This is a genomic window from Pontibacter qinzhouensis (assembly GCF_008017455.1).
In the GTDB taxonomy this organism is placed as follows: domain Bacteria; phylum Bacteroidota; class Bacteroidia; order Cytophagales; family Hymenobacteraceae; genus Pontibacter; species Pontibacter qinzhouensis.
The window spans coordinates 64,182-83,849 of the sequence record NZ_VRTY01000007.1; the positions used below are offsets into that span (position 1 = coordinate 64,182).

At 45.9% G+C, this 19,668-nt stretch carries 21 protein-coding genes; 16 read left to right on the plus strand and 5 right to left on the minus strand.

The window, feature by feature from the left end:
* The 14 genes from FVR03_RS02980 to hisIE all read left to right on the plus strand — a co-directional run bounded on the left by FVR03_RS02980 (window position 1) and on the right by hisIE (window position 12,821).
* Window positions 1-570, plus strand: coding sequence for an anthranilate synthase component II (locus tag FVR03_RS02980; RefSeq protein ID WP_147920281.1), 570 nt, complete (start codon window positions 1-3; stop codon window positions 568-570).
* 105 nt (window positions 571-675) lie between these two features.
* Window positions 676-1,692 carry an anthranilate phosphoribosyltransferase gene (gene trpD, locus FVR03_RS02985; RefSeq protein WP_147920282.1) on the plus strand — a complete coding sequence of 339 codons (1,017 nt, stop codon included), beginning with the start codon at window positions 676-678 and terminating at the stop codon, window positions 1,690-1,692.
* Between the two features lie 78 nt (window positions 1,693-1,770).
* Window positions 1,771-2,589: an indole-3-glycerol phosphate synthase TrpC gene (trpC, locus tag FVR03_RS02990; RefSeq protein ID WP_147920283.1), complete on the plus strand. Its 819-nt coding sequence runs from the start codon at window positions 1,771-1,773 to the stop codon at window positions 2,587-2,589.
* On the plus strand, window positions 2,579-3,199 hold the full coding sequence (locus FVR03_RS02995) for a phosphoribosylanthranilate isomerase (protein ID WP_147920284.1): 621 nt from the start codon (window positions 2,579-2,581) through the stop codon (window positions 3,197-3,199). Before trpC ends, FVR03_RS02995 begins: the two co-directional genes overlap by 11 nt.
* Before the next feature lie 100 nt (window positions 3,200-3,299).
* Entirely contained in the window at window positions 3,300-4,490 is a 1,191-nt protein-coding gene (gene trpB / locus FVR03_RS03000; protein WP_147920285.1) for a tryptophan synthase subunit beta, read from the plus strand.
* Window positions 4,480-5,256 carry a tryptophan synthase subunit alpha gene (gene trpA, locus FVR03_RS03005; protein WP_147920286.1) on the plus strand — a complete coding sequence of 259 codons (777 nt, stop codon included), beginning with the start codon at window positions 4,480-4,482 and terminating at the stop codon, window positions 5,254-5,256. Before trpB ends, trpA begins: the two co-directional genes overlap by 11 nt.
* A gap of 3 nt (window positions 5,257-5,259) precedes the next feature.
* Complete coding sequence (locus FVR03_RS03010; protein ID WP_147920287.1) at window positions 5,260-6,270, plus strand: bifunctional 3-deoxy-7-phosphoheptulonate synthase/chorismate mutase; 1,011 nt, start codon at window positions 5,260-5,262, stop codon at window positions 6,268-6,270.
* Window positions 6,271-6,586: 316 nt separating this feature from the next.
* Window positions 6,587-7,276 (plus strand): hypothetical protein, encoded by a 690-nt coding sequence (locus FVR03_RS03015; protein ID WP_147920288.1) that lies wholly within the window; start codon window positions 6,587-6,589, stop codon window positions 7,274-7,276.
* Window positions 7,277-7,296: 20 nt separating this feature from the next.
* On the plus strand, window positions 7,297-8,640 hold the full coding sequence (gene mgtE, locus FVR03_RS03020) for a magnesium transporter (protein ID WP_147920289.1): 1,344 nt from the start codon (window positions 7,297-7,299) through the stop codon (window positions 8,638-8,640).
* 565 nt (window positions 8,641-9,205) lie between these two features.
* Window positions 9,206-9,787 carry an imidazole glycerol phosphate synthase subunit HisH gene (gene hisH, locus FVR03_RS03025; protein WP_147920290.1) on the plus strand — a complete coding sequence of 194 codons (582 nt, stop codon included), beginning with the start codon at window positions 9,206-9,208 and terminating at the stop codon, window positions 9,785-9,787.
* Complete coding sequence (gene hisA, locus FVR03_RS03030; RefSeq protein ID WP_147920291.1) at window positions 9,784-10,506, plus strand: 1-(5-phosphoribosyl)-5-[(5-phosphoribosylamino)methylideneamino]imidazole-4-carboxamide isomerase; 723 nt, start codon at window positions 9,784-9,786, stop codon at window positions 10,504-10,506. The genes hisH and hisA overlap by 4 nt, the downstream gene beginning before the upstream one ends.
* On the plus strand, window positions 10,500-11,258 hold the full coding sequence (gene hisF, locus FVR03_RS03035) for an imidazole glycerol phosphate synthase subunit HisF (RefSeq protein WP_147920292.1): 759 nt from the start codon (window positions 10,500-10,502) through the stop codon (window positions 11,256-11,258). Before hisA ends, hisF begins: the two co-directional genes overlap by 7 nt.
* Before the next feature lie 86 nt (window positions 11,259-11,344).
* A complete protein-coding gene (locus FVR03_RS24230; protein ID WP_187270021.1) occupies window positions 11,345-12,019 on the plus strand; it encodes a DUF7079 family protein in 675 nt (224 codons plus the stop codon).
* A 190-nt stretch (window positions 12,020-12,209) separates the two neighbouring features.
* Complete coding sequence (gene hisIE / locus FVR03_RS03045) at window positions 12,210-12,821, plus strand: bifunctional phosphoribosyl-AMP cyclohydrolase/phosphoribosyl-ATP diphosphatase HisIE (protein ID WP_147920293.1); 612 nt, start codon at window positions 12,210-12,212, stop codon at window positions 12,819-12,821.
* A gap of 307 nt (window positions 12,822-13,128) precedes the next feature.
* On the opposite strand, the gene FVR03_RS03050 is transcribed toward hisIE, so the two are convergent.
* A complete protein-coding gene (locus FVR03_RS03050) occupies window positions 13,129-14,022 on the minus strand; it encodes an alpha/beta fold hydrolase (RefSeq protein WP_147920294.1) in 894 nt (297 codons plus the stop codon).
* Between the two features lie 505 nt (window positions 14,023-14,527).
* Between FVR03_RS03050 and FVR03_RS03055 the strand changes: the two genes are divergently transcribed.
* The gene (locus FVR03_RS03055) at window positions 14,528-15,085 is read left to right on the plus strand and encodes a TetR/AcrR family transcriptional regulator (RefSeq protein ID WP_147920295.1); all 558 of its coding nucleotides are present in this window, start codon (window positions 14,528-14,530) and stop codon (window positions 15,083-15,085) included.
* A 260-nt stretch (window positions 15,086-15,345) separates the two neighbouring features.
* Here FVR03_RS03055 and FVR03_RS03060 read toward each other — a convergent pair whose 3' ends face one another.
* On the minus strand, window positions 15,346-17,127 hold the full coding sequence (locus FVR03_RS03060; RefSeq protein ID WP_147920296.1) for a chloride channel protein: 1,782 nt from the start codon (window positions 17,125-17,127) through the stop codon (window positions 15,346-15,348).
* Between the two features lie 179 nt (window positions 17,128-17,306).
* On the opposite strand from FVR03_RS03060, the gene FVR03_RS03065 reads away from it, so the two are divergent.
* Window positions 17,307-18,125, plus strand: coding sequence for a metallophosphoesterase (locus FVR03_RS03065; protein ID WP_147920297.1), 819 nt, complete (start codon window positions 17,307-17,309; stop codon window positions 18,123-18,125).
* Window positions 18,126-18,501: 376 nt separating this feature from the next.
* Here the strand turns inward: FVR03_RS03065 and mnhG are convergent, their stop codons facing one another.
* From mnhG to FVR03_RS03080, 3 genes are read right to left on the minus strand one after another with little or no spacing between them, the layout of a single operon-like run.
* Window positions 18,502-18,903: a monovalent cation/H(+) antiporter subunit G gene (gene mnhG / locus FVR03_RS03070; protein WP_147920298.1), complete on the minus strand. Its 402-nt coding sequence runs from the start codon at window positions 18,901-18,903 to the stop codon at window positions 18,502-18,504.
* A 3-nt stretch (window positions 18,904-18,906) separates the two neighbouring features.
* The gene (locus tag FVR03_RS03075; protein WP_147920299.1) at window positions 18,907-19,176 is read right to left on the minus strand and encodes an MrpF/PhaF family protein; all 270 of its coding nucleotides are present in this window, start codon (window positions 19,174-19,176) and stop codon (window positions 18,907-18,909) included.
* Window positions 19,173-19,667 (minus strand): Na+/H+ antiporter subunit E, encoded by a 495-nt coding sequence (locus tag FVR03_RS03080; RefSeq protein ID WP_147920300.1) that lies wholly within the window; start codon window positions 19,665-19,667, stop codon window positions 19,173-19,175. Before FVR03_RS03080 ends, FVR03_RS03075 begins: the two co-directional genes overlap by 4 nt.
* Window position 19,668: the final 1 nt, after the last annotated feature.

Here is a 19,668-nt window from a genome sequence, read left to right on the forward strand (position 1 = left end):
ATGAAAGTTCTTGTAATAGATAATTACGACTCGTTTACTTACAACCTCGTGCACATTCTGCAGGAGTTAGGAGCCGAGGTGGTGGTGCACCGAAACGATAAAATTAGCCTCGAAGAAGTAGGCGCTTATGATAAAATCATGCTATCTCCTGGCCCCGGTATTCCAGATGAAGCCGGCATACTAAAAGATGTTATTCGCACTTATGGAGCATCCAAGAGTCTGTTCGGCGTTTGCCTGGGGCATCAGGCAATAGGTGAGGTATATGGCGGTAAGTTGTTCAACAGCAACGAAGTATGGCATGGTGTATCTGTCTCTACGCAAGTAGTAGTGTCTGATCAGGAGGAAGTCTTGTTTAAAAATCTTCCGACTGCCTTTAACACCGGCCGCTATCACTCCTGGTTAGTAGAGGCAGCCTTACCTGATTGCCTCGAAGCCACCGCCATAGACGAAACAGGCAATATTATGGCGCTCCGGCACCGGGAGTACGATGTAAGAGGTGTCCAGTTTCACCCTGAGTCTGTGCTAACAGAACACGGAAAGTCCATCATTAAAAACTGGTTAGAGTCTTAGATACTAGATTATGGATGATGGACTTGCCTGTTCTATAAACCTGTGAAGTCGTTCATCTAAACCTTTTGTCTAATATCTAACATCTATCATCTGAAATCCTGAAGTATGAAAGAAATATTGAACCATTTATTTGAGCATAAGGCGCTGACAAAGGAGCAGGCGCGGGAGGTGCTGGTTAATATTACGGCTGGTATGTATAATCAGAACCAGATCTCCAGCTTTCTGACGGTGTACATGATGCGAAGCATTACCGTGGAGGAGCTGGAAGGTTTCCGGGATGCGCTCTTAGAACTGTGCCATCGCGTGAACCTGGATGCCTACAACCCCATAGACCTTTGCGGAACTGGTGGAGACGGCAAAGATACCTTTAACATCTCTACCATTTCATCGTTTGTAGTAGCTGCCAACGGAGTAGCAGTAGCCAAACACGGAAATTACGGCGTGTCGTCTACCTGCGGTTCTTCTAATGTGCTGGAGGCCTTAGGCATAAAATTCACTACCAACCACGGTGAGCTGGAGCGAAGCATCGAAAAGCACAACATTTGTTTTCTGCACGCGCCATTATTTCATCCGGCCCTGAAGAGTGTTGGCTCTATCCGGAAAGACCTCGGTGTGAAGACCTTCTTCAACATGCTGGGTCCTATGGTGAACCCGGCTTTCCCGAAACGCCAGATGGTGGGAGTTTTCAGCCTGGAGCTGGCACGGATGTATGGGTACCTCTATCAGCAAAGCGATGTACACTACAGCATCATCCACACGTTAGATGGGTATGACGAAGTCTCTTTAACCAGCCCATTTAAACTAATATCCGATAAAAGCGAACTTCTGCTGGATGCAGAAACACTTGGGCTGCCGACTTTGCAGCACGAACAGATAAAAGGTGGATCAGACATAGCGGGTTCCGCAGATATTTTTTTAAATGTGCTCAAAGGCCAGGGAACAGAGGCCCAGACTGCCGTAGTTGCTGCCAATGCCGGTATAGCGCTGCAATGTGCCAAACCTGAACTTAGCTTCCGGGATGCCGCTGCTATAGCTAAAGAAACACTTGTAGCAGGAAAAGCTTATAGCCTGTTTAAGAACCTGATAAAAGACAATTCAGAAATAGTAGATGCTAGATATTAGATGTCAGACTTTTCAATAAAGCTTACAATCAACCAAAATAATCTATCATCTAAAATCTAGTATCTAACATCTAAAAACATGAATGTTCTAGAAGAAATCATAAATTTTAAGTACCAGGAAGTTGCAGATCGCAAAGCTTTGTTTCCGGTTAAGTTACTAGAGAAAAGCCTCTATTTCGAGACACCCTGCATATCTTTAGACCACTACCTGCTACGCCCCGACAAAAGCGGTATCATTGCGGAAATCAAACGGCGATCACCTTCCAAGGGAGATATCAACCCTTACGTTTCGGTGGAGCGAACTTCTATCGGATACATGCAGGCAGGTGCTTCTGCCTTATCTGTGCTTACCGACACACCCTATTTTGGCGGCAAGAACGAAGATTTAATGACGGCCCGAAAGTTTAATTACTGCCCTATTCTCCGTAAAGATTTTACGGTAGACGAATATCAGATTATAGAAGCCAAGTCGATAGGGGCAGATGCCATTTTGCTTATTGCCGCAGCTTTGCAACCAGCCAGACTTAAAGAACTTGCTTCCTTTGCCCGTTCTCTGGGCCTGGAGGTGTTGCTGGAGGTGCGGGACAAGGAGGAACTAGACGCCGCCATGAATGAATTCGTGACAGTGGTGGGAGTTAACAACCGTAACCTGAAAGACTTTAAAACAGACATTGCCGCTTCTTACGACATAGCACCATACATTCCGGCAGGTATAACCAAAATCTCAGAAAGTGGTTTAAGCAAGCCGGAAACTTTGGTGGAACTGCGTGAGGCCGGATTTAACGGTTTCCTGATTGGCGAAACATTTATGACCACCAGCAGGCCAGAGAGAGCAGCCGCCGAATTTATTCAAGCATTCCGGACTTTGCTTGATAAAAAAGCCCACTATGTTAGTTAAAGTCTGTGGTATGCGGGAGCCTGAGAATGTGCAGCAGATAGCTGCCTTCCATCCCGCTTTCATGGGCTTTATCTTTTACCCGGGCTCCAGGCGTTTTGCCGGAAAGGCAGCAGATCTGGCTTTTTTAAAACAACTACCTGATAACATTAAGCGGGTGGGTGTGTTTGTAAATGAACAGGAGCTGGAGATGAAGCGGCTGGTAAAGGATCTTGAACTCGATCTGGTACAGTTACATGGCCATGAAGCTCCTGAACTATGTGCAGCTATGCAAGCAGCAGGTGTAGAGGTTATTAAAGCTTTTTCTGTGGACGATAGCTTTAACTTTAGTGAATTAAATGCCTACACCAACTGCACCGACTATTTTCTTTTCGATACGAAGGGCAAAGAATACGGCGGCAATGGCATAACTTTCGATTGGCAGGTGTTGGAAAATTATCACCTCCACAAGCCGTACCTGCTTAGCGGAGGCCTGAACCTTGAGAATATAGCCAACATCAGCAGCATCAGCAGAAAGCCATTTGCCCTCGACATTAACAGCGGATTTGAAACAAAGCCTGGGCTAAAGGATGTCGAGAAAGTGAAAATCCTTTTTGAGAAATTAATAAGGTGAATAAATTAAAATTAGAAAGTTGATAATAATAAAGTTAGAGTACTGAGTAACGTGAATCAATAACTCTAAACTCATAACTTTTAACTCTTAACTAAAAAACATGAAATACGCAGTAGATGATAATGGCTTTTATGGGAAGTTTGGCGGAGCGTATGTACCCGAAATGCTTTACCCTAATGTGGAGGAGTTGCGTCAGAACTACCTGAAAATAATGTACGAGCCGGCATTCCAGGAGGAGTTGCAGGGGCTGCTAAAAGATTATGTAGGCCGACCAACCCCGCTATATTTTGCAAAACGCTTATCAGAAAAATATAATACCAAAATTTACCTGAAGCGGGAGGACCTGAACCACACAGGCGCTCATAAAATAAACAATACCATGGGCCAGATCTTACTGGCGAAACGGCTAGGCAAAAAGCGCATTATTGCCGAAACAGGAGCAGGGCAGCATGGTGTGGCCACGGCCACCGTCTGCGCCCTGATGGGGCTGGAGTGTATTGTATACATGGGTGAAGTGGATATTGAACGGCAAGCCCCTAATGTGGCCCGTATGAAGATGTTAGGTGCAACGGTTGTGCCTGCCATCAGCGGCAGCCGCACCCTTAAAGATGCAACAAACGAGGCTATCCGCGACTGGATCAATAACCCGGAAAATACATACTATATAATAGGTTCTGTTGTAGGCCCGCATCCTTACCCGGATATGGTTACTCGCTTTCAGGCGGTTATTTCAGAAGAGATGATGGCGCAGCTGCAGGAGAAGGAAGGCCGCGACTACCCTGATTATGTGGTGGCCTGCGTTGGTGGCGGCAGCAACGCAGCCGGTGCCTTTTACCATTACTTAGATCGCCCGGAAGTTAAGCTGGTAGCCGTTGAGGCAGCCGGAATGGGAATAGACTCTGGTGAGTCGGCAGCAACTTCAGTGCTTGGCAAAGAAGGTGTGATACATGGTAGCCGCACCTTGCTGATGCAGACCGAAGACGGACAGGTAGTGGAGCCTTATTCCATTTCCGCCGGCTTAGATTACCCGGGTGTAGGGCCACTGCACGCGCACCTGCACCAGTCTGGTCGCGCCATTTTCAAAAGCATAACCGATGAGGAGGCACTGCAGGCAGTACTGGAGCTGACCAAGCTAGAAGGCATCATTCCGGCCTTAGAAAGTGCCCACGCCTTAGCTGCCTTAGATAGAATTGGAGCCAAGCCAGACGAAGTGGTGGTGCTGAACCTGTCAGGACGCGGCGATAAAGATTTAGCAACCTATTTAAAGAGATTTCACTTCGATGGAGAATAGAATAAAGAACCTATTTGCAGAAAAGCAGCAGGGGCTGCTCTCCGTTTACTTTACAGCCGGCTACCCAAACCTGGAAGATACGGTTCCTATAATTCTGGAACTGGAAAAAAACGGTGTTGATCTGATTGAGGTTGGCATGCCTTTCTCTGACCCGCTGGCCGATGGACCTACCATTCAGCAGAGCAGCGAAATTGCCCTGAAGAACGGCATGACCATTCCCAGGTTGTTCCAGCAGTTGCAGGACATCCGGAAACACACGCAAATACCATTGGTGCTGATGGGCTACCTGAACCCGGTGATGCAATATGGGGTGGAGCGGTTCTGCCAAAAAGCAAAAGAAATTGGGATAGATGGTGTTATTCTGCCAGACCTGCCACTCCTGGATTATGTGCGTGAGTATAAATCTGTCTTTGAAGAAAACAGCCTAAGCAAAATTTTTCTGGTTACTCCTCAAACGCCCGAGCAGCGCATCCGTGAGATAGACAGCCACACCAATGGCTTTGTCTATATGGTGTCATCGGCCTCTACAACAGGTAGCACCACCGGCAAGGCAGTAGCCAACACAGACTATTTTCAGCGCGTTTCAAATATGGGGCTGCGCAACCCAGGCATGATCGGCTTTGGCATACATAACAACGAAACGTTTGCCCAAGCCTGCAACCACGCCAAAGGGGCCATTATAGGAAGTGCCTTTATTAAAGCATTAGGTCAGGAGGGAGAATTGGAGCAAAATATCAGTTCGTTTATCCAAAGCATCAGAAACTAAGCCATGATCATTCAACTACAACAGGGCCTGCCAGATAATCTGAAAGAGAACATTCTAAAGCAGGTGAAGGCCATCGGCTACAAAGTCACCGAGGTAAAAACGCAGGAAGGCGATTACCTGGTAGCCATCGGGAAGAAAGACTTCGATATCCGCTCCATCGGGCAGTTGCCAGGCGTAGCCGACATACACAGAGTTTCAGATGAATATAAACTTATCTCCAGAAAATGGCGGGTAGCTCCAACGCAGATAGACCTCTGCGATGGTGTAGTTATCGGGGAGGGGCAATTCAGCATCATGGCCGGGCCGTGTTCTATTGAGAGTGAGCGACAGATTGAACTAGTGGTGGAGCACCTGAAGGCTAACCAGGTGAAAATCATGCGTGGAGGAGTATTTAAGCCTCGCAGCTCTCCTTATGCTTTTAGAGGCATGGGGCTCGATGGCTTGAAAATGTTTCATGAGTTGTGCAACGAAAACGGCATTAAGATCATAACCGAGGTGATGCAGGTATCGCAGATTGAAGACATGTTGCCTTATGTGGATGTGTTTCAGGTGGGTGCCCGCAACAGCCAGAATTTTAACTTACTCGATGCCTTGGGCGAGGCGCAGAAGCCAGTACTGCTGAAACGCGGCATATCGGGCACTTTGGAAGAGCTGTTACAGGCAGCGGAGTATATTTTCTCGAACGGAAACGAAAAAATTATACTCTGCGAACGCGGAATCCGGTCTTACGAAAATGCTTACCGCAACGTACTCGACCTGAACGCAGTTCCGGTTCTTAAGGCCAAAACTCATTTACCCGTTATTGTAGACCCATCGCACGGCATCGGCTTGCGCGATTATGTGGAGGATATGTCGCTGGCTGCCGTTATGGCCGGTGCTGACGGTGTGATTTATGAAACGCACCAGAAACCGGAAGAAGCCTTTTCAGATGGTCAGCAAACTGTTAACTTCCAGGAATCGGAGCGGCTTATTAAACGTATGCGGCTGGCTTATGAATTAAGAACCAGCTTTTAACCAGGATAGGTTAACGGATAAAATACCACTCTATTAATCGAAAAGGTCAGGATGCACCATAACATCCTGACCTTTTCGGTTTACTAAACCAACTACAAATAAATAAAGCCTGGCCTACCCTTGGAAGAATTTACCTAAATAACCTTTGGAAGGCTGTTTTCATTAGAAGAATCACTTACATGGCTTAGCAAGACTGTAGTTACAGCACTTGTAAAACTCAAAACCGCTTTCTGAAGTACAGCTACTATTCATACTGGTGCTGTAAACTAAACCACTCACTCATCTGAAACCTGTCGTACTACATATAACGCTGGCTTTGCTGGTACTGCTGCTTGGGGGTTGTGCCTCATACCAGGAATCTCCTAAGTACCAATTTTCAGAAGGCATTTACCGGCAACGCTTTTCCGACTCCTTAACCAGCCGTGTGTATGTCGATTTTAACGAAGAACAGCTCCTTCTTTTCCCGTTGCAGTCAGTTTCCGATACATGGCAGCCTGATACCAGCCGGGTAGTTGCCCTCGATTTGCCGAAAGAGAGGCAACAGGCACTGCCGGCAACCTTAAGCTTTTCCAAACCCTCATTTGATTTGGATGTGCTGACAATGCCTTTTAAATTCAGGCCATCGGCTGGCGGTTTGCCTGCTCAGCTAAACACAAATTTTCAGGGTGCATTATACCTGGGCATGCGGCGCGATGTGTTTAAGATCAATTATAAGCCAACGCCCTTGCAGAATTACCGCAAACATTTTAACCACTTTGGCTACAGTTTAGGGCTTTTTACAGGTTTAGGCTCTTCCGTCGTAAACGAAACCGTTACAAATAACCAGGTAAGTTATGAATACGATGGGGTGCTGTTTTCGAATGGAATCGGTGCGGTGTTAGGCGTTAACAACCTGTCGATCGGTTTGGCGGTAGGTGCTGATTTCCTGATGGACAGCAACAGGAGCAGCTGGGTTTACCAGCGCAAGCCTTGGGTCGGATTGGCGTTTGGACTCAACCTGAACTAAAACTTTAATTTTCGCTATTTATGAAGGCTCTCTACAACGGATTAAACATACAGGATTTAAAAACCCAACACCCCAGCGACATTGCAGAGGTCATAAACGAGCTAAACCAAAAGGAGCGGATTATCGCATTTCTGCTGCTGCCAGGGCACCTGAAAGCGGAGGTTTTTACTTATTTTAGCCACACCGTGCAGGAGGAGATTCTGAAAGAGCTTGGCTCTAAAGAAACAGCTGAGATTCTGGAAAACATGGCACCCGACGACCGGACCGAGATTTTCGAGAACTTTCCGGATCTGCTGATAAAAGAGTCTATCAACCTGCTTTCTGATGAGGAAAAACGGATTGCGCTCAACCTGCTGGGCTACCCCGAAAAAAGCATTGCCCGCGTAATGACACCTTATTACATACAGGCAAAAAAAGGGTGGACGGTAAAGCAGGCCATGCAGAACATCAGGCGCTACGGCAAAAAAGCAGAAACGCTGAACCATGTCTATATCGTAGACAAAGAAAACAAACTGGTGGACGACATCCGGATAGGAAAGCTGCTTATGGCCGACGAGGAGCAAACCATGGATTCGCTGATGGATTACCAGTTTGTGAGCCTCACCACCACCATGACCCGCGAAGAAGCCATTGAACATTTCGACAAATACGACAGGGCGGTTATGCCGGTGGTATCAGAGAGCGGTGTGCTGGTTGGCATCGTAACCCACGACGATATTTTTGACGAAATCGAACGGCGCGATACCGAAGATATTCAGAAATTCGGTGGTCTGGAAGCCCTTGACCTCTCATACACCGACACACCGCTGTTGTCGTTGGTTCGAAAAAGAGCAAGCGTCCTCATCATCCTGTTCCTGGGCGAAATGCTGACCGCTTCGGCTATGGGCTATTTTGAGGATGAGCTGGAGAAGGCGGTTGTATTAGCCTTGTTTATTCCGCTTATTATTTCGAGTGGAGGTAATTCCGGTTCCCAGGCAGCCACGCTCATCGTGAGAGCCATGGCTATTAAAGAACTTTACCTGAAGGACTGGTGGTATGTGATGCGGAAGGAAGTGCTGTCGGGTTTGCTGCTTGGTTTAATTTTGGGTGTAATAGGATTCATTCGGATAATGGTATGGCAACAGGCCGGCCTGTACGATTATGGCCCGTATGCGCACCTGATCGGCTTAACCATTGGTTTTTCGCTTGTAGGCATTGTGCTTTGGGGAACCTTGTCTGGTTCCATGATTCCGTTCCTGCTGCACAAGCTCGGCCTTGACCCCGCCACTTCTTCAGCTCCCTTTGTGGCCACGCTCGTAGATGTTACAGGGCTGGTAATTTATTTCACCATAGCAGCTGCTTTACTAAGCGGTACGCTGCTCTAAGGTATGGGTAAGACAGAAACTACCCATTCAACGTTCCGGCAGTAATCATTTAATTATGTGAAACTTATAAACTACTAACAGGCCTTCACTGCCGCGAGCTTTTAATTCGTGTTGTACATTGATGCGAGTTTTCAACTCTCGAAGATAAATTGGTTCTAATCTTAACAAGATGACTATTCCGTCGGATTATTCTAATGAAAATGGCCTTCCAAAGGGAAATCGCCATAATAAGGCCAAGGGTAGTTGGAGCCGAAACCAGGCCAGCTTCTTTAAGTTTTGGTTTTTTTCAGAACTAAGATTAAACATTTTCTGCTAAATCGTTATACATTATTAAAGAGATACTATATCTTTACGGCATGACAGAAACGTTGGCACATTTGCATCATCATCATCTGCGAAGCATCAGTTTCGGAGCCAAATGCCTATGGATTTGCTGATTTTATAAAAATATATCCAAAAGCCTGACTCCGTAAGAGCCAGGCTTTTTTGTTTATCAACCAGAAGCCATTAAAAATCAGAATGAATCCTTCCCTCACTTCTAATTTTTAATTTTTAATTTGAAAAAATGAATTTAGTTATTGTTGATTACAAGGCCGGTAATGTGCAGTCGGTGCTGTTTGCGCTGGAGCGGCTGGGGGTGCAGGCAACCCTAAGCTGCGAGGCCGAGGTGATAAAAGGAGCCGACAAAGTTATCTTTCCGGGAGTAGGAGAGGCATCGTCGGCTATGGCCCAACTGCGTGCACGTAACCTCGACAAACTGCTGCCTAGCCTGGAGCAGCCCTTTTTTGGGGTTTGCCTCGGCATGCAGTTGCTGTGCCAGCACTCCGAAGAGAACAATACCGACACGCTGGGCATAATTCCGGAGAAAGTGCTGCGGTTTAAAACTGACCTGAAGGTGCCGCACATGGGCTGGAACCAGCTGCACCACCTGCAGACTCCGCTTTTTGAAGGGCTGCAGGAGCAGGAGTACGCCTACTTTGTGCACAGCTATTACGTGCCGCTTGGCGAACACACCATTGCCCAGGCCTCTTACCCGGAGCCTTTCTCAGCTGCTTTGCAATACAAAAATTTTTATGCTGCCCAGTTCCACCCCGAAAAGAGCGGACCTGCCGGTAGCCGAATCTTACAGAACTTCTTAGCATTATGATGGAGATAATCCCAGCTATCGACCTGATCGGTGGCCAGTGCGTGCGCCTCACCGAAGGCGACTTTGCGCAGCAAACCACCTACGACAGCAACCCGCTGGAGGTCGCCAAACGTTTTGAGGCTCATGGTATTAAGCGCCTGCACCTCGTGGACCTGGATGGTGCCCGCGCCCGCAAACCAGTGAACCTGCATGTGCTGGAAACCATTGCCGCCAACACCAGCCTCAGCATCGACTTTGGTGGCGGACTGCAGTCGGAGGAGGCCCTGACACAGGCTTTTAACGCAGGAGCCAGCCAGATTACAGCAGGCAGTATAGCGGTGCGCGAACCTGAAACCGTTAAAAACTGGCTGCAGCAGCATGGCCCGGATAAAATAATTGTAGGAGCCGATTTTAAAGGAGCCAACATCGCCATCAGCGCCTGGACCGAAGAAAGCGATTATGCGCTACAGGATTTCATTTCGGATTATGTGCAAACGGGGGCGAAGCTATTTATTTGCACCGATGTAAGCAAAGACGGCAAATTGCAAGGCCCTTCTACAGAGACTTACCGCCACCTGAAGCAAACCTTACCTGCCGCAGCCATTATTGCCAGTGGCGGCGTAACCACGGTTGCAGACCTGGAGGAACTGCAGGAAATTGGCGTTTATGGTGCCATTATTGGCAAAGCCATTTATGAAGGCACCATCACTTTAAAAGACCTGGAAAGATTTTTATGCTAACCAAACGCATTGTACCCTGCCTCGATATTAAAAATGGTCGCTGTGTGAAAGGCATACAGTTCGAGAACATCCGCGACGCCGGTGACCCGGTGCAGCTGGCGGCCTGGTATGCCGAGCAAGGAGCTGATGAGCTGGTGTTTTTAGACATAACAGCCACCAACGAAGAACGCAAAACCTTTGCCGCCCTCGTGCGCGACATTGCCCGCCACATCGATATTCCGTTTACGGTAGGTGGTGGCATAGGTGCCGTAGCCGATGTAGAGCTGCTGCTGCAGGCCGGAGCTGATAAAGTTTCTGTTAACTCCTCGGCTATTCGTCACCCGCAGCTGGTAGAGGAGCTGGCCAACCGCTTCGGCAGCCAGTGCGTTACCGTTGCCATCGACACGAAATACACCGAACTCACCGGCTGGAAAGTATACTCTCGTGCCGGAACCGTAGAAACAGAACATGCCACCATTGACTGGGCCAAACGAGTAACAGAACTGGGTGCCGGCGAAATCCTGCTCACCAGCATGAACAACGACGGTACTAAAGCAGGCTTTGCCCTCGATATTACCGGTGAGGTAGCCAGAGCCGTTTCGGTTCCGGTAATCGCATCAGGGGGAGCCGGCACTATGCAACATTTTGCCGATGTCTTCCATCAGGCTAGTGCCGATGCTGCCCTGGCCGCCAGCCTGTTCCATTTCCGCGAGCTGGAAATTCCAGTATTGAAGGGTTTTCTGAAGGAGCAAGGAGTGGATATTAGAATATAAGCGAATAATATTACACTCATATTGCAGATAAACGTTGGTTTGATGAGTTGTTCCGTTTAGCTGCTAGTTATAGCACATTTAAGTAAATGAAAGATATAGATAAAAGAGCTGAAATATGGAAAGTATTATCCGAATTCTATTTGGATACTGAACTCCAAGAGGCTGATTATCTATGGATAGCCAAAATTTTGAAACAGTCGAACTTGGCAATTACAGAATTAAAAGAAATAGACTTGTATGAAGTGTTTCCTTCTCTCCAGTCCAACCTATGCAGTGTTGCTGGAGTATGGGCAGGGTTTGATGAAGAATGGCTTGTTGGAGAATGTATCAAGAATTTTGCAAAAAGAGAGGATAACAGGTTTCGATTTGTAGCTAAGCTAAAAAATAAAATTAGTTATTGTATGCGCAAACATCATTGGGCAAAAGTTCAGGAACTTATGGAATCCATGGAAACCTCCGACGACCTTGAAGTAGGAAAATTCATTATCCTTGACACCTTTAATATTTCGGAAAGAGGAATTGTGTTGGCAGGCGAAATAGTAAAAGGCAATGTCTCAGTTAATGATTGGATAATTTTCGAATTTAACAAGGAAATAAGGACAAGGAAAATAATAGGAATCAATGATAATAGGCATAACCAAGAAAAACCACCAAGAATAGGTCTTTTAATTCAATGCAAAGATAGTAATGAAATCGCGGAATTAAGGAATTGGAATCTTCAAGAAATTGAAGCAAGACTCATAAAGAAAAACGTGCTATAACCACACCTAAACGTCAGCCTTCGGCCGAGGCCTCGCCCGTCGTTTAGCCAAGTCCGTTAAAACAACTTTACTAACCATAAAACTTTTCCAGGTTAAGTAGGCAAAAAGTTGAACCGCTGAAAACAAACCATTACGGCAGCTACACCGCCGCACACTTTTACGAATAGTAAACAATTTATAATTAAAAACCGTGGAATTAGATTTCGAGAAAGCAGGAGGCTTGGTGCCAGCCGTGATACAGGACGACCTGACGGGGCAGGTGCTCATGCTGGGCTACATGAACCAGGAGGCGCTGGAAAAAACGCAGCAGGAAGGGTTGGTTACTTTTTTCTCCAGAACGAAAAACCGCCTCTGGACCAAAGGCGAAACATCCAATAACACTTTGGAGGTTATCAGCATTGCCAAAGACTGCGACAACGATTCGCTGCTCATAAAAGTGAAGCCCAACGGACCTACCTGCCATACCGGCTCTACCAGTTGTTTCGGTGAAGAAGATGCTGCCAACCGCGCTGCCGCCATTCGGTTTATTGCGCAGTTAGAAGGAGTTATTCAGCAACGCAAAACAAATCCGGAAGAAGGTTCTTACACCAATTTCCTATTTAACAGGGGCGTAAACAAAATAGCTCAGAAAGTAGGCGAAGAAGCTGTGGAGACAGTGATAGATGCTGTAGCCGGAGAATTGGAAACCATGAAAGGCGAAGCTGCCGATCTGCTCTACCACCTGCTCGTATTATTAGCTGCTACCGGACTTGAGCTAAAAGATGTGGTGGGAGTACTGCAGGAACGCCATAAAAGCAAATAATACCTGGTTGCTTTATTATGTAAAGCAAACTACATCCTTTTGTAGAAAGCCCTGCACACTTTATGCAGGGCTTTGCGGTTAGACCCTTAACTCAATTCTATTGGAAAGCCTTTTGGAGGCTGTTATCATTAGAATAATTCATTTGTACAGTAGTAGCGAAATAATAATTCGCTCTCCGTCATCACCCCCTTTGTCATCCCTTTGGGATCTTGTGGGCAAGATCCTTCAGCAATGGCAGCTTTACATTTAAGTTTTTCCTAGGTAGCTAGCACAACTTAACTTCTTAATTGTATTGTTGCATAAGAGGCTAAAAGTACGAAGCCTCCTCTGCAGCAGGCTTAGCAGCAAGAGCTTCTAATACAGCTTGTGTCACATCGCTTCCTTTTTCTTCCTGCAAAAAATGTCCTGCCTTTATCCGTTTAACTGTAGCATTAGGAAAAGCTTTTTGCCATTTCTCAAGAAAAGAGATTGGCAATAGTTTATCTTTTTCGCCCCACAAAATCAGTTTTGGAATAGTCTCCAGTTTCTGGCGCTGCTCCCACAGAGTAGAAAACCAATGGCTGGAGGCTGCTAGTGCCACTGCAAATTGCCAGGAACCTAACCTGGCGGTGGGGGAGGAGAGGGGTTTCAGGTAATGCCGGTGAACATCTTTGGTCAGGTGTTTCCGCTCGTGATACCCCTGCGGCAAAAGTAACTTTGGTGAAAAAGCTAAGCGCGTATACAAAAACTTACCGGCACCACCTGCCATAAACCGACTGATGCGCATGATCCTGCTTTCCTCTTCCAGGCTCCACATCCAGGTGTTCAGGATCACCAGTTGCTTTATTTTCTCAGGGTATTTCAGGGCGTAGGCTAGACCAATAGCTCCTCCAAAATCATGCACCACAAGGGTTAACTTTGGCAGGTTAAGGTGTTGCAGTAACGTTTCCAGGTTAGCGGCATGTGCCTCCGGCGTAAGAGCTACATTTCCAGGTTTATCAGATAATCCAAAACCCAGATGATCCGGGGCAATGCACCTGTAACTTCTGCTCAGCGATTTAATTTGCTGCCGCCATAAAAATGACCAGGTCGGAGTACCATGTATAAACACAATAGGTTCTCCTGTGCCTTCATCTACATAGTGCATTTTTCCATCCGGAAGGTCGAGGTGGTGGTGCTGGAAAGGGTATAAAATGCGATCAAGCCAGGAAGGTGTTTTCATTACCTAATGTAACTCAAATTAAAAACAAAAGAAATAGAGCCTGCAAATTGACTTTGCAATATTGTTCTAGAAGCGACTGGTACAGGCAGACAAAATAGTTCAATCTCTGTACCCAACTTACCTAAACTAGAACCGAGGTTCGGCAAACAAAGTAAGAAACGCAATAAGTGAACATGAATTCAATATTTCTTCAGAATTTTATTCTATTGAACATGTGTTCAACTTTAATTTAGACGGTTCACAAAATGAACAACGGTTCAATATTGATCTTGATAATGTTGCTTTGTGAACTCATAATCAGTTTTGCTGTACTAGAATTGCATTATGTAATTGATAATCAGAAGCCTTTATTTTTATGATGTTTATGAACCATGATTTCAATGTGCCATCTATCTTTAGAAAGGATAAGGTTTTATAAAAAATTAGAAGCTATAGGAGAGGTAATTGCTATTGCAATCATTTAAAATAAATAGCATATTTGAACACATGTTCAAAAGCAGAAATTATGAGCAAATTTCAGTTGAAACGCGATCAGAGTATACAGGTTATTTTGGAAACGGCAATGCGTTTGTTTTCGGAGAAAGGATTTGAAGCTACTTCTATCAGAAATATTTCTTTGGAAGCAGAAATTTCGCTTGGCCTGATGTACAACTATTTTGAGAGCAAGGAGGAGTTGATGCTCGAAATTTTGAAAAGGGGAAGTGTAATAGTTAAAGAAGCATTTGCCGAACTTTTGAAAGAACCTGCTCCGCACTCTGCTATAGAACAGTATGTGCGGCACACAGTTAAATTCCTGAAGGCAAACAAAGCTTTTTGCAAGCTGCTGCAAACCGTACATCTACAATCGGATGAGGGCCGACAAGTGCAGTCGGAAATTAAAAAGGAATCGGCTGCAGCTGAAGAAAAGGTTCGGCACCACCTGATCAACAGTGGTATTCCTTTTCCTGAACTGGAAGCGAAATTACTTTTTGCCTCTATAGATGGCATGGTGCAGCATTACTTAGCCAACGACAATTATCCGATTGATGACGTTGCCACCTTGCTGTTGATGAAATACAGGTAATTCATCAGCCACTTGTAAAACAAAGGTAATTAATTCTTTTCTGAAATTAAAACCTATTCTAAACTGATTTTTACGGCAACTACCTAACCAGGTTGTAAAGTGGTACAGAGACAGAGAAGAATGTACAAATTGTTGTTGCTACTTTACTTCTATAAAGTTAGCGATCTCACCAAGCAATTCTTCTAATCAAAACTGCCTTCCAAACGAATTTCTGTCTGTTTTAGTCAAGGGTAAAAGCCTGAGGTCTCCTGAACATCTGGCTAATTCAGCTCCGTGGTTTTGATCAGGAGTTTTCGGTATTTCGTGAAAATGCTCGACTTCGATACAAAGCCGACATACTGTTTTTCGTTCAGCACTGGCAGGTTCCAGACGCCTGCTTCATCAAACTTCTTCATCACATCGGCCATGGTATCGTTGTACTGCACAACCACGGGCGGCTGAATCATGAGTTCGCTGGCTTTAATGAGATCGTACTTTTCTGGTTTGAACATAATTTCGCGCACGTTCTCCAGCAAAATAAGGCCTTCGAGTTGCTGGTTCTCATTTACCACCGGGTACAGGTTACGCCTGGAGTTTGCTATAACCTCCACTAACTCTCCTAAAGTAGCATCCGGAGAAACTGCCTGAAAGTCTGTCTCGATCAGGTGTTTTATCTTCATGATGTGCAGCACGGTCATGTCTTTGTTACGGGCCAGCAAAGCACCTTTCTGCGCCAGCTTTTTGGTATCGAGGGAGTAAGGCTCAAAGTATTTAACTAAGGCAAAAGAGGTAGCAGACACTAACATAAGCGGAATCATGAGGGTATAGCCACCTGTTATTTCAGCAATAAGAAAAACTGCCGTAAGCGGGGCATGCATAACACCACTTAAGATACCGGCCATACCTACCACGGTAAAACTACTTTCAGGAATAGGCTTCAGGTTCAGCATATTGACCAGCCTGGAGAAAAAGAATCCCGCATGCGCTCCTACAAACATAGAGGGTGCAAAATTGCCGCCGTTACCTCCGGCTGCAATGGTGAAAGTGGTCGCAAATACTTTTACCAGCGCAAGCGCCCCCACAAAACCCAGCAGCAACCACTCGTTGGTGCCCATAAACGAAAGCCAGCTGTTTTGCAACAACGGCCGTATGTCGCCGCTCTCCAGAATCTTTATGCTTTGGTAACCTTCTCCAAACAATGGCGGGAACAACATGATCAGGAGACCGAGCAGAGCGCCACCAATCAAGGCACGCTGGTACACCTGGTGCTGGTAAGGCTCAAACAGATCTTCTATTTTTAAGGCCATTCGGGTGTAGAAAACGGACAAGAGCCCTGTTACCAAACCCAGCACCACATAAAATGGAACATTGGAAGCCTCAAAAGTACTGATGTCTCCAAAAAAGAAAAGGAGGTCTTCTTTCAAAATTACTCTGGAGCACAAAGCGCCTGCCACCGCCGATATAATAAGCGGTATAAAGGCGGCAATACTGATATCGGCCAGCAGCACCTCCACCGCAAATAGCACACCTGCAATTGGCGCATTAAACACGGCCGCTATGCCGGCGGCAGCTCCACAGGCCAACAACAAAGTGCGGTCGCGGTAGTTTAGATGGTACGACCTGCCAAAATTAGAACCGATAGCAGAACCCGTTACCACAATAGGAGACTCCAAGCCGGCAGAGCCGCCAAACCCGGCCGTTATACCGCTCGTCAGCACATGCGAAAACATTTTGTGCCGCTCCACCAGGCTCGATTTCTGCGAAATTATGAATAATATGTTAGCCGTTCCGCGCCCAATCTGCCCTTTAAACAAGGTTTGCACCAGGAAAACCGTCAGCAGGATGCCTGCAATCGGGAAGGCTACCAGCCAGAGCGGCTGGTCGAGCAGCCTGTTGCCATAAGCCAGTAGCTCCTGTAAATAGTGCACCAGCATTTTTAGCGCCACAGCTGCCAAACCAGCAGTTAACCCTATAATAACGCTCGATATAAGTACGAACTCGCGAGTAGAGGTGTGCCGCCTAAGCCACAGCAGCGGTATTTTGTATTTCTTTAAATAAGGCATTCCTCTTCCGGTACAGGAGCTATCGTGTTAAATTAGGAGATAGAATTTCAGATTTTAAACTGCGTGTTTAACCATCCTTCTTCAGCAATAATTCTGCAAAAATACTATTATAATCACTAACCCTTCTTAAACTTTTTATGTTATTATAGAACAGGAAAAAGCTAGCATATTGCGTTGCCATGAAAAAAGCAAAAGACATTGAGGGTAACCTTGTTCTGAAAGAAGAAAAAGGGCCATTTCATATTATAGGAGATGTGCATGGCTGCTTCGAAGAACTCCTGTTGCTGCTGCACAACCTCGGTTACGCTGTTCAGTTTAATCCTGCCCATGAGAAATACGAAGTTCTGGCTAACCCCGGTTATAAGATTGTTTTTGTAGGTGACCTGGTAGATAGAGGGCCAAATTCGCCGGAAGTGCTGCGGCTGGTGATGGACCTGGTGGAGCAGGAGGTGGCATGGTGCGTGAGCGGCAACCACGACGATAAACTGAAACGCAAACTCCAGGGCAACAGCGTGCACATTCGGCATGGCCTCGAATTAACCTTGGCTCAACTGGCTTCTTACAGGGCAGCTTTTACAGCCAGGGTAGGTCAGTTTCTGTCGGAGTTGCCGCATCATATCGTGCTGGACGAAGGTAAGCTGGTGGTGGCGCACGCCGGACTGGCAGAAACATACCATGGGCGGCACAGCAAATGGGTAAGGCAGCTCTGTTTGTTTGGGCCAACCAACGGAGAACTGGATCATCTGGGCCTCCCCATCCGGCTCGACTGGGCAACCGACTATTCCGGCACCGCACTCGTTGTATACGGCCATACCCCGGTAAAAGAACCCCGCTGGAAAAACAACACGATCAATATAGATACTGGTTGTGTGTTTGGAGGGAAGCTTACCGCTATTTCTTATCCTGCTTTAGAACTAACCTCCGTCAGGGCCATTCAGCCCTACGCCGACTCGATGCGCCCATTCCTTGATCCCAAGCCAGAAAATTCAACTCAGTAACATCTTATTCAGTAGGCAATACTTAAAATTTTGAAGTCGGTTTTATACACACTTACATCTGGAAATAAAAGATTTTGAAAGTAGTATTCTTCAACTTAACTATCTTCTAAAAAGCCACTAATATATTTTATAATTTGCTTTCCTTATTAAAGATACAATCATTATCCTCTACATTTACTTTACATTTTTTCAAACCCAATTATTCTAATCAAAATAGACTTCCAAAGGTCAAAAGCACCTATGGTAACCAAGGGTTGCTATATCATGAGCATTACATGTACTACTGCAGGAGGAGAAGGAAAACGAACTAAGGCACTGGTGTAAGCGATATGAGCTAAGCTTACTGTCCGACATAAGACTAAATTTTAACGTGCCATTACCCTTTCTTCACTTTAATATCAGATTCTTTTTCAGATAGGTCTTCTTTTTGGAGGTAATCTTCCAGCTCCTTCAGATTGGTTCTGTCCCAGAAAGGAATTTTGTTTTGAACGGCGGTGCGACCAATAACATGTGCTGCCACCGGAGCTGTAATAAAGGTAAAGCTTACAATTACGAGTACTTTCAGCAGCATGCTCGGCTGATTAAAATAAATACCAAGCCCCATCAAAATCAATCCGACTCCTAATGTAGCGCCTTTTGTAATAGCTGACATCCGGATATAAAAATCGGGGAACCGCAGCAGACCTATGGTGGAGATGAGCATGAAAGCTACTCCGGTCAGGATGAAGATGGAACTGATAATTTCCCGAACCAGTAAAAGATCTAATTTTTCCAGCATAGCTTAACGCGTTGTTTTCATTAAATAGTAAGCAAAAGAAATGGACCCCAAAAAACCAAAGAGCGATAGAATAATGGCTACATCTATAAAATCGGCGTTCCCGGTGAGCTCTGTGTAAATAGCTATAATACCGATTACGTTAGCCACAAACAGATCGAAGGCTGTAATGCGGTCGGGCAGGGTTGGCCCCAGCGCAAACCGGATAGCCGTGAGCACCAGGCAAACACTCAGGGCACCGATGGCGATGATAAGAGTAACAGAAAATAGATTCATGTGGTCAGTTCGAGTATTCTTCGTTCAAATCCGTCTTTAATCGTGTGTTTTATCTTATCCAGGTTATCGTGCTCCGCATACAGCGTATGCAAATACATTACCTGCTTGTCTTCCCGCACATCAAGGGTTAACGATCCGGGCGTAAGCGAAATAATACAACTCAGCAAGGTAATTTCTAAGTCAGTTTTAACATCGAGGGGTAATGCTATAACAGCGGGCTTCATCAGGTAACTTGGCGTAATAATGTCGTAGGCTATTCTCAGGTTTGCCACCACTACTTCCTTCAGAAAGAAAATAATAAACTCGATAGCTATCGGGATCTTCCGGAAGTAGGACCTGCTGTACAAGGCGCTCGAAAGCCAGAGCGTCATAAAAAACAATATAAAGACACCCGATGCTGTTACAGCATTGTAAGGTAACAGGTCTGTTAGTTTAAAGAACTGGTAAGCTATCAGAAACGAAAGGCCACTATGTATCAGAAATATTCTCATC

Bases quoted from the DNA above. Each gene is read 5' to 3' on its own strand.
- FVR03_RS02980 (WP_147920281.1), top strand. From the start codon at position 1: ATGAAAGTTCTTGTAATAGATAATTACGACTCGTTTACTTACAACCTC.
- trpD (WP_147920282.1), top strand. From the start codon at position 676: ATGAAAGAAATATTGAACCATTTATTTGAGCATAAGGCGCTGACAAAG.
- trpC (WP_147920283.1), top strand. From the start codon at position 1,771: ATGAATGTTCTAGAAGAAATCATAAATTTTAAGTACCAGGAAGTTGCA.
- FVR03_RS02995 (WP_147920284.1), top strand. From the start codon at position 2,579: ATGTTAGTTAAAGTCTGTGGTATGCGGGAGCCTGAGAATGTGCAGCAG.
- trpB (WP_147920285.1), top strand. From the start codon at position 3,300: ATGAAATACGCAGTAGATGATAATGGCTTTTATGGGAAGTTTGGCGGA.
- trpA (WP_147920286.1), top strand. From the start codon at position 4,480: ATGGAGAATAGAATAAAGAACCTATTTGCAGAAAAGCAGCAGGGGCTG.
- FVR03_RS03010 (WP_147920287.1), top strand. From the start codon at position 5,260: ATGATCATTCAACTACAACAGGGCCTGCCAGATAATCTGAAAGAGAAC.
- mgtE (WP_147920289.1), top strand. From the start codon at position 7,297: ATGAAGGCTCTCTACAACGGATTAAACATACAGGATTTAAAAACCCAA.
- hisH (WP_147920290.1), top strand. From the start codon at position 9,206: ATGAATTTAGTTATTGTTGATTACAAGGCCGGTAATGTGCAGTCGGTG.
- hisA (WP_147920291.1), top strand. From the start codon at position 9,784: ATGATGGAGATAATCCCAGCTATCGACCTGATCGGTGGCCAGTGCGTG.
- hisF (WP_147920292.1), top strand. From the start codon at position 10,500: ATGCTAACCAAACGCATTGTACCCTGCCTCGATATTAAAAATGGTCGC.
- FVR03_RS24230 (WP_187270021.1), top strand. From the start codon at position 11,345: ATGAAAGATATAGATAAAAGAGCTGAAATATGGAAAGTATTATCCGAA.
- FVR03_RS03050 (WP_147920294.1), bottom strand. From the start codon at position 14,022: ATGAAAACACCTTCCTGGCTTGATCGCATTTTATACCCTTTCCAGCAC.
- FVR03_RS03055 (WP_147920295.1), top strand. From the start codon at position 14,528: ATGAGCAAATTTCAGTTGAAACGCGATCAGAGTATACAGGTTATTTTG.
- FVR03_RS03060 (WP_147920296.1), bottom strand. From the start codon at position 17,127: ATGCCTTATTTAAAGAAATACAAAATACCGCTGCTGTGGCTTAGGCGG.
- FVR03_RS03065 (WP_147920297.1), top strand. From the start codon at position 17,307: ATGAAAAAAGCAAAAGACATTGAGGGTAACCTTGTTCTGAAAGAAGAA.
- mnhG (WP_147920298.1), bottom strand. From the start codon at position 18,903: ATGCTGGAAAAATTAGATCTTTTACTGGTTCGGGAAATTATCAGTTCC.
- FVR03_RS03075 (WP_147920299.1), bottom strand. From the start codon at position 19,176: ATGAATCTATTTTCTGTTACTCTTATCATCGCCATCGGTGCCCTGAGT.
- FVR03_RS03080 (WP_147920300.1), bottom strand. From the start codon at position 19,667: ATGAGAATATTTCTGATACATAGTGGCCTTTCGTTTCTGATAGCTTAC.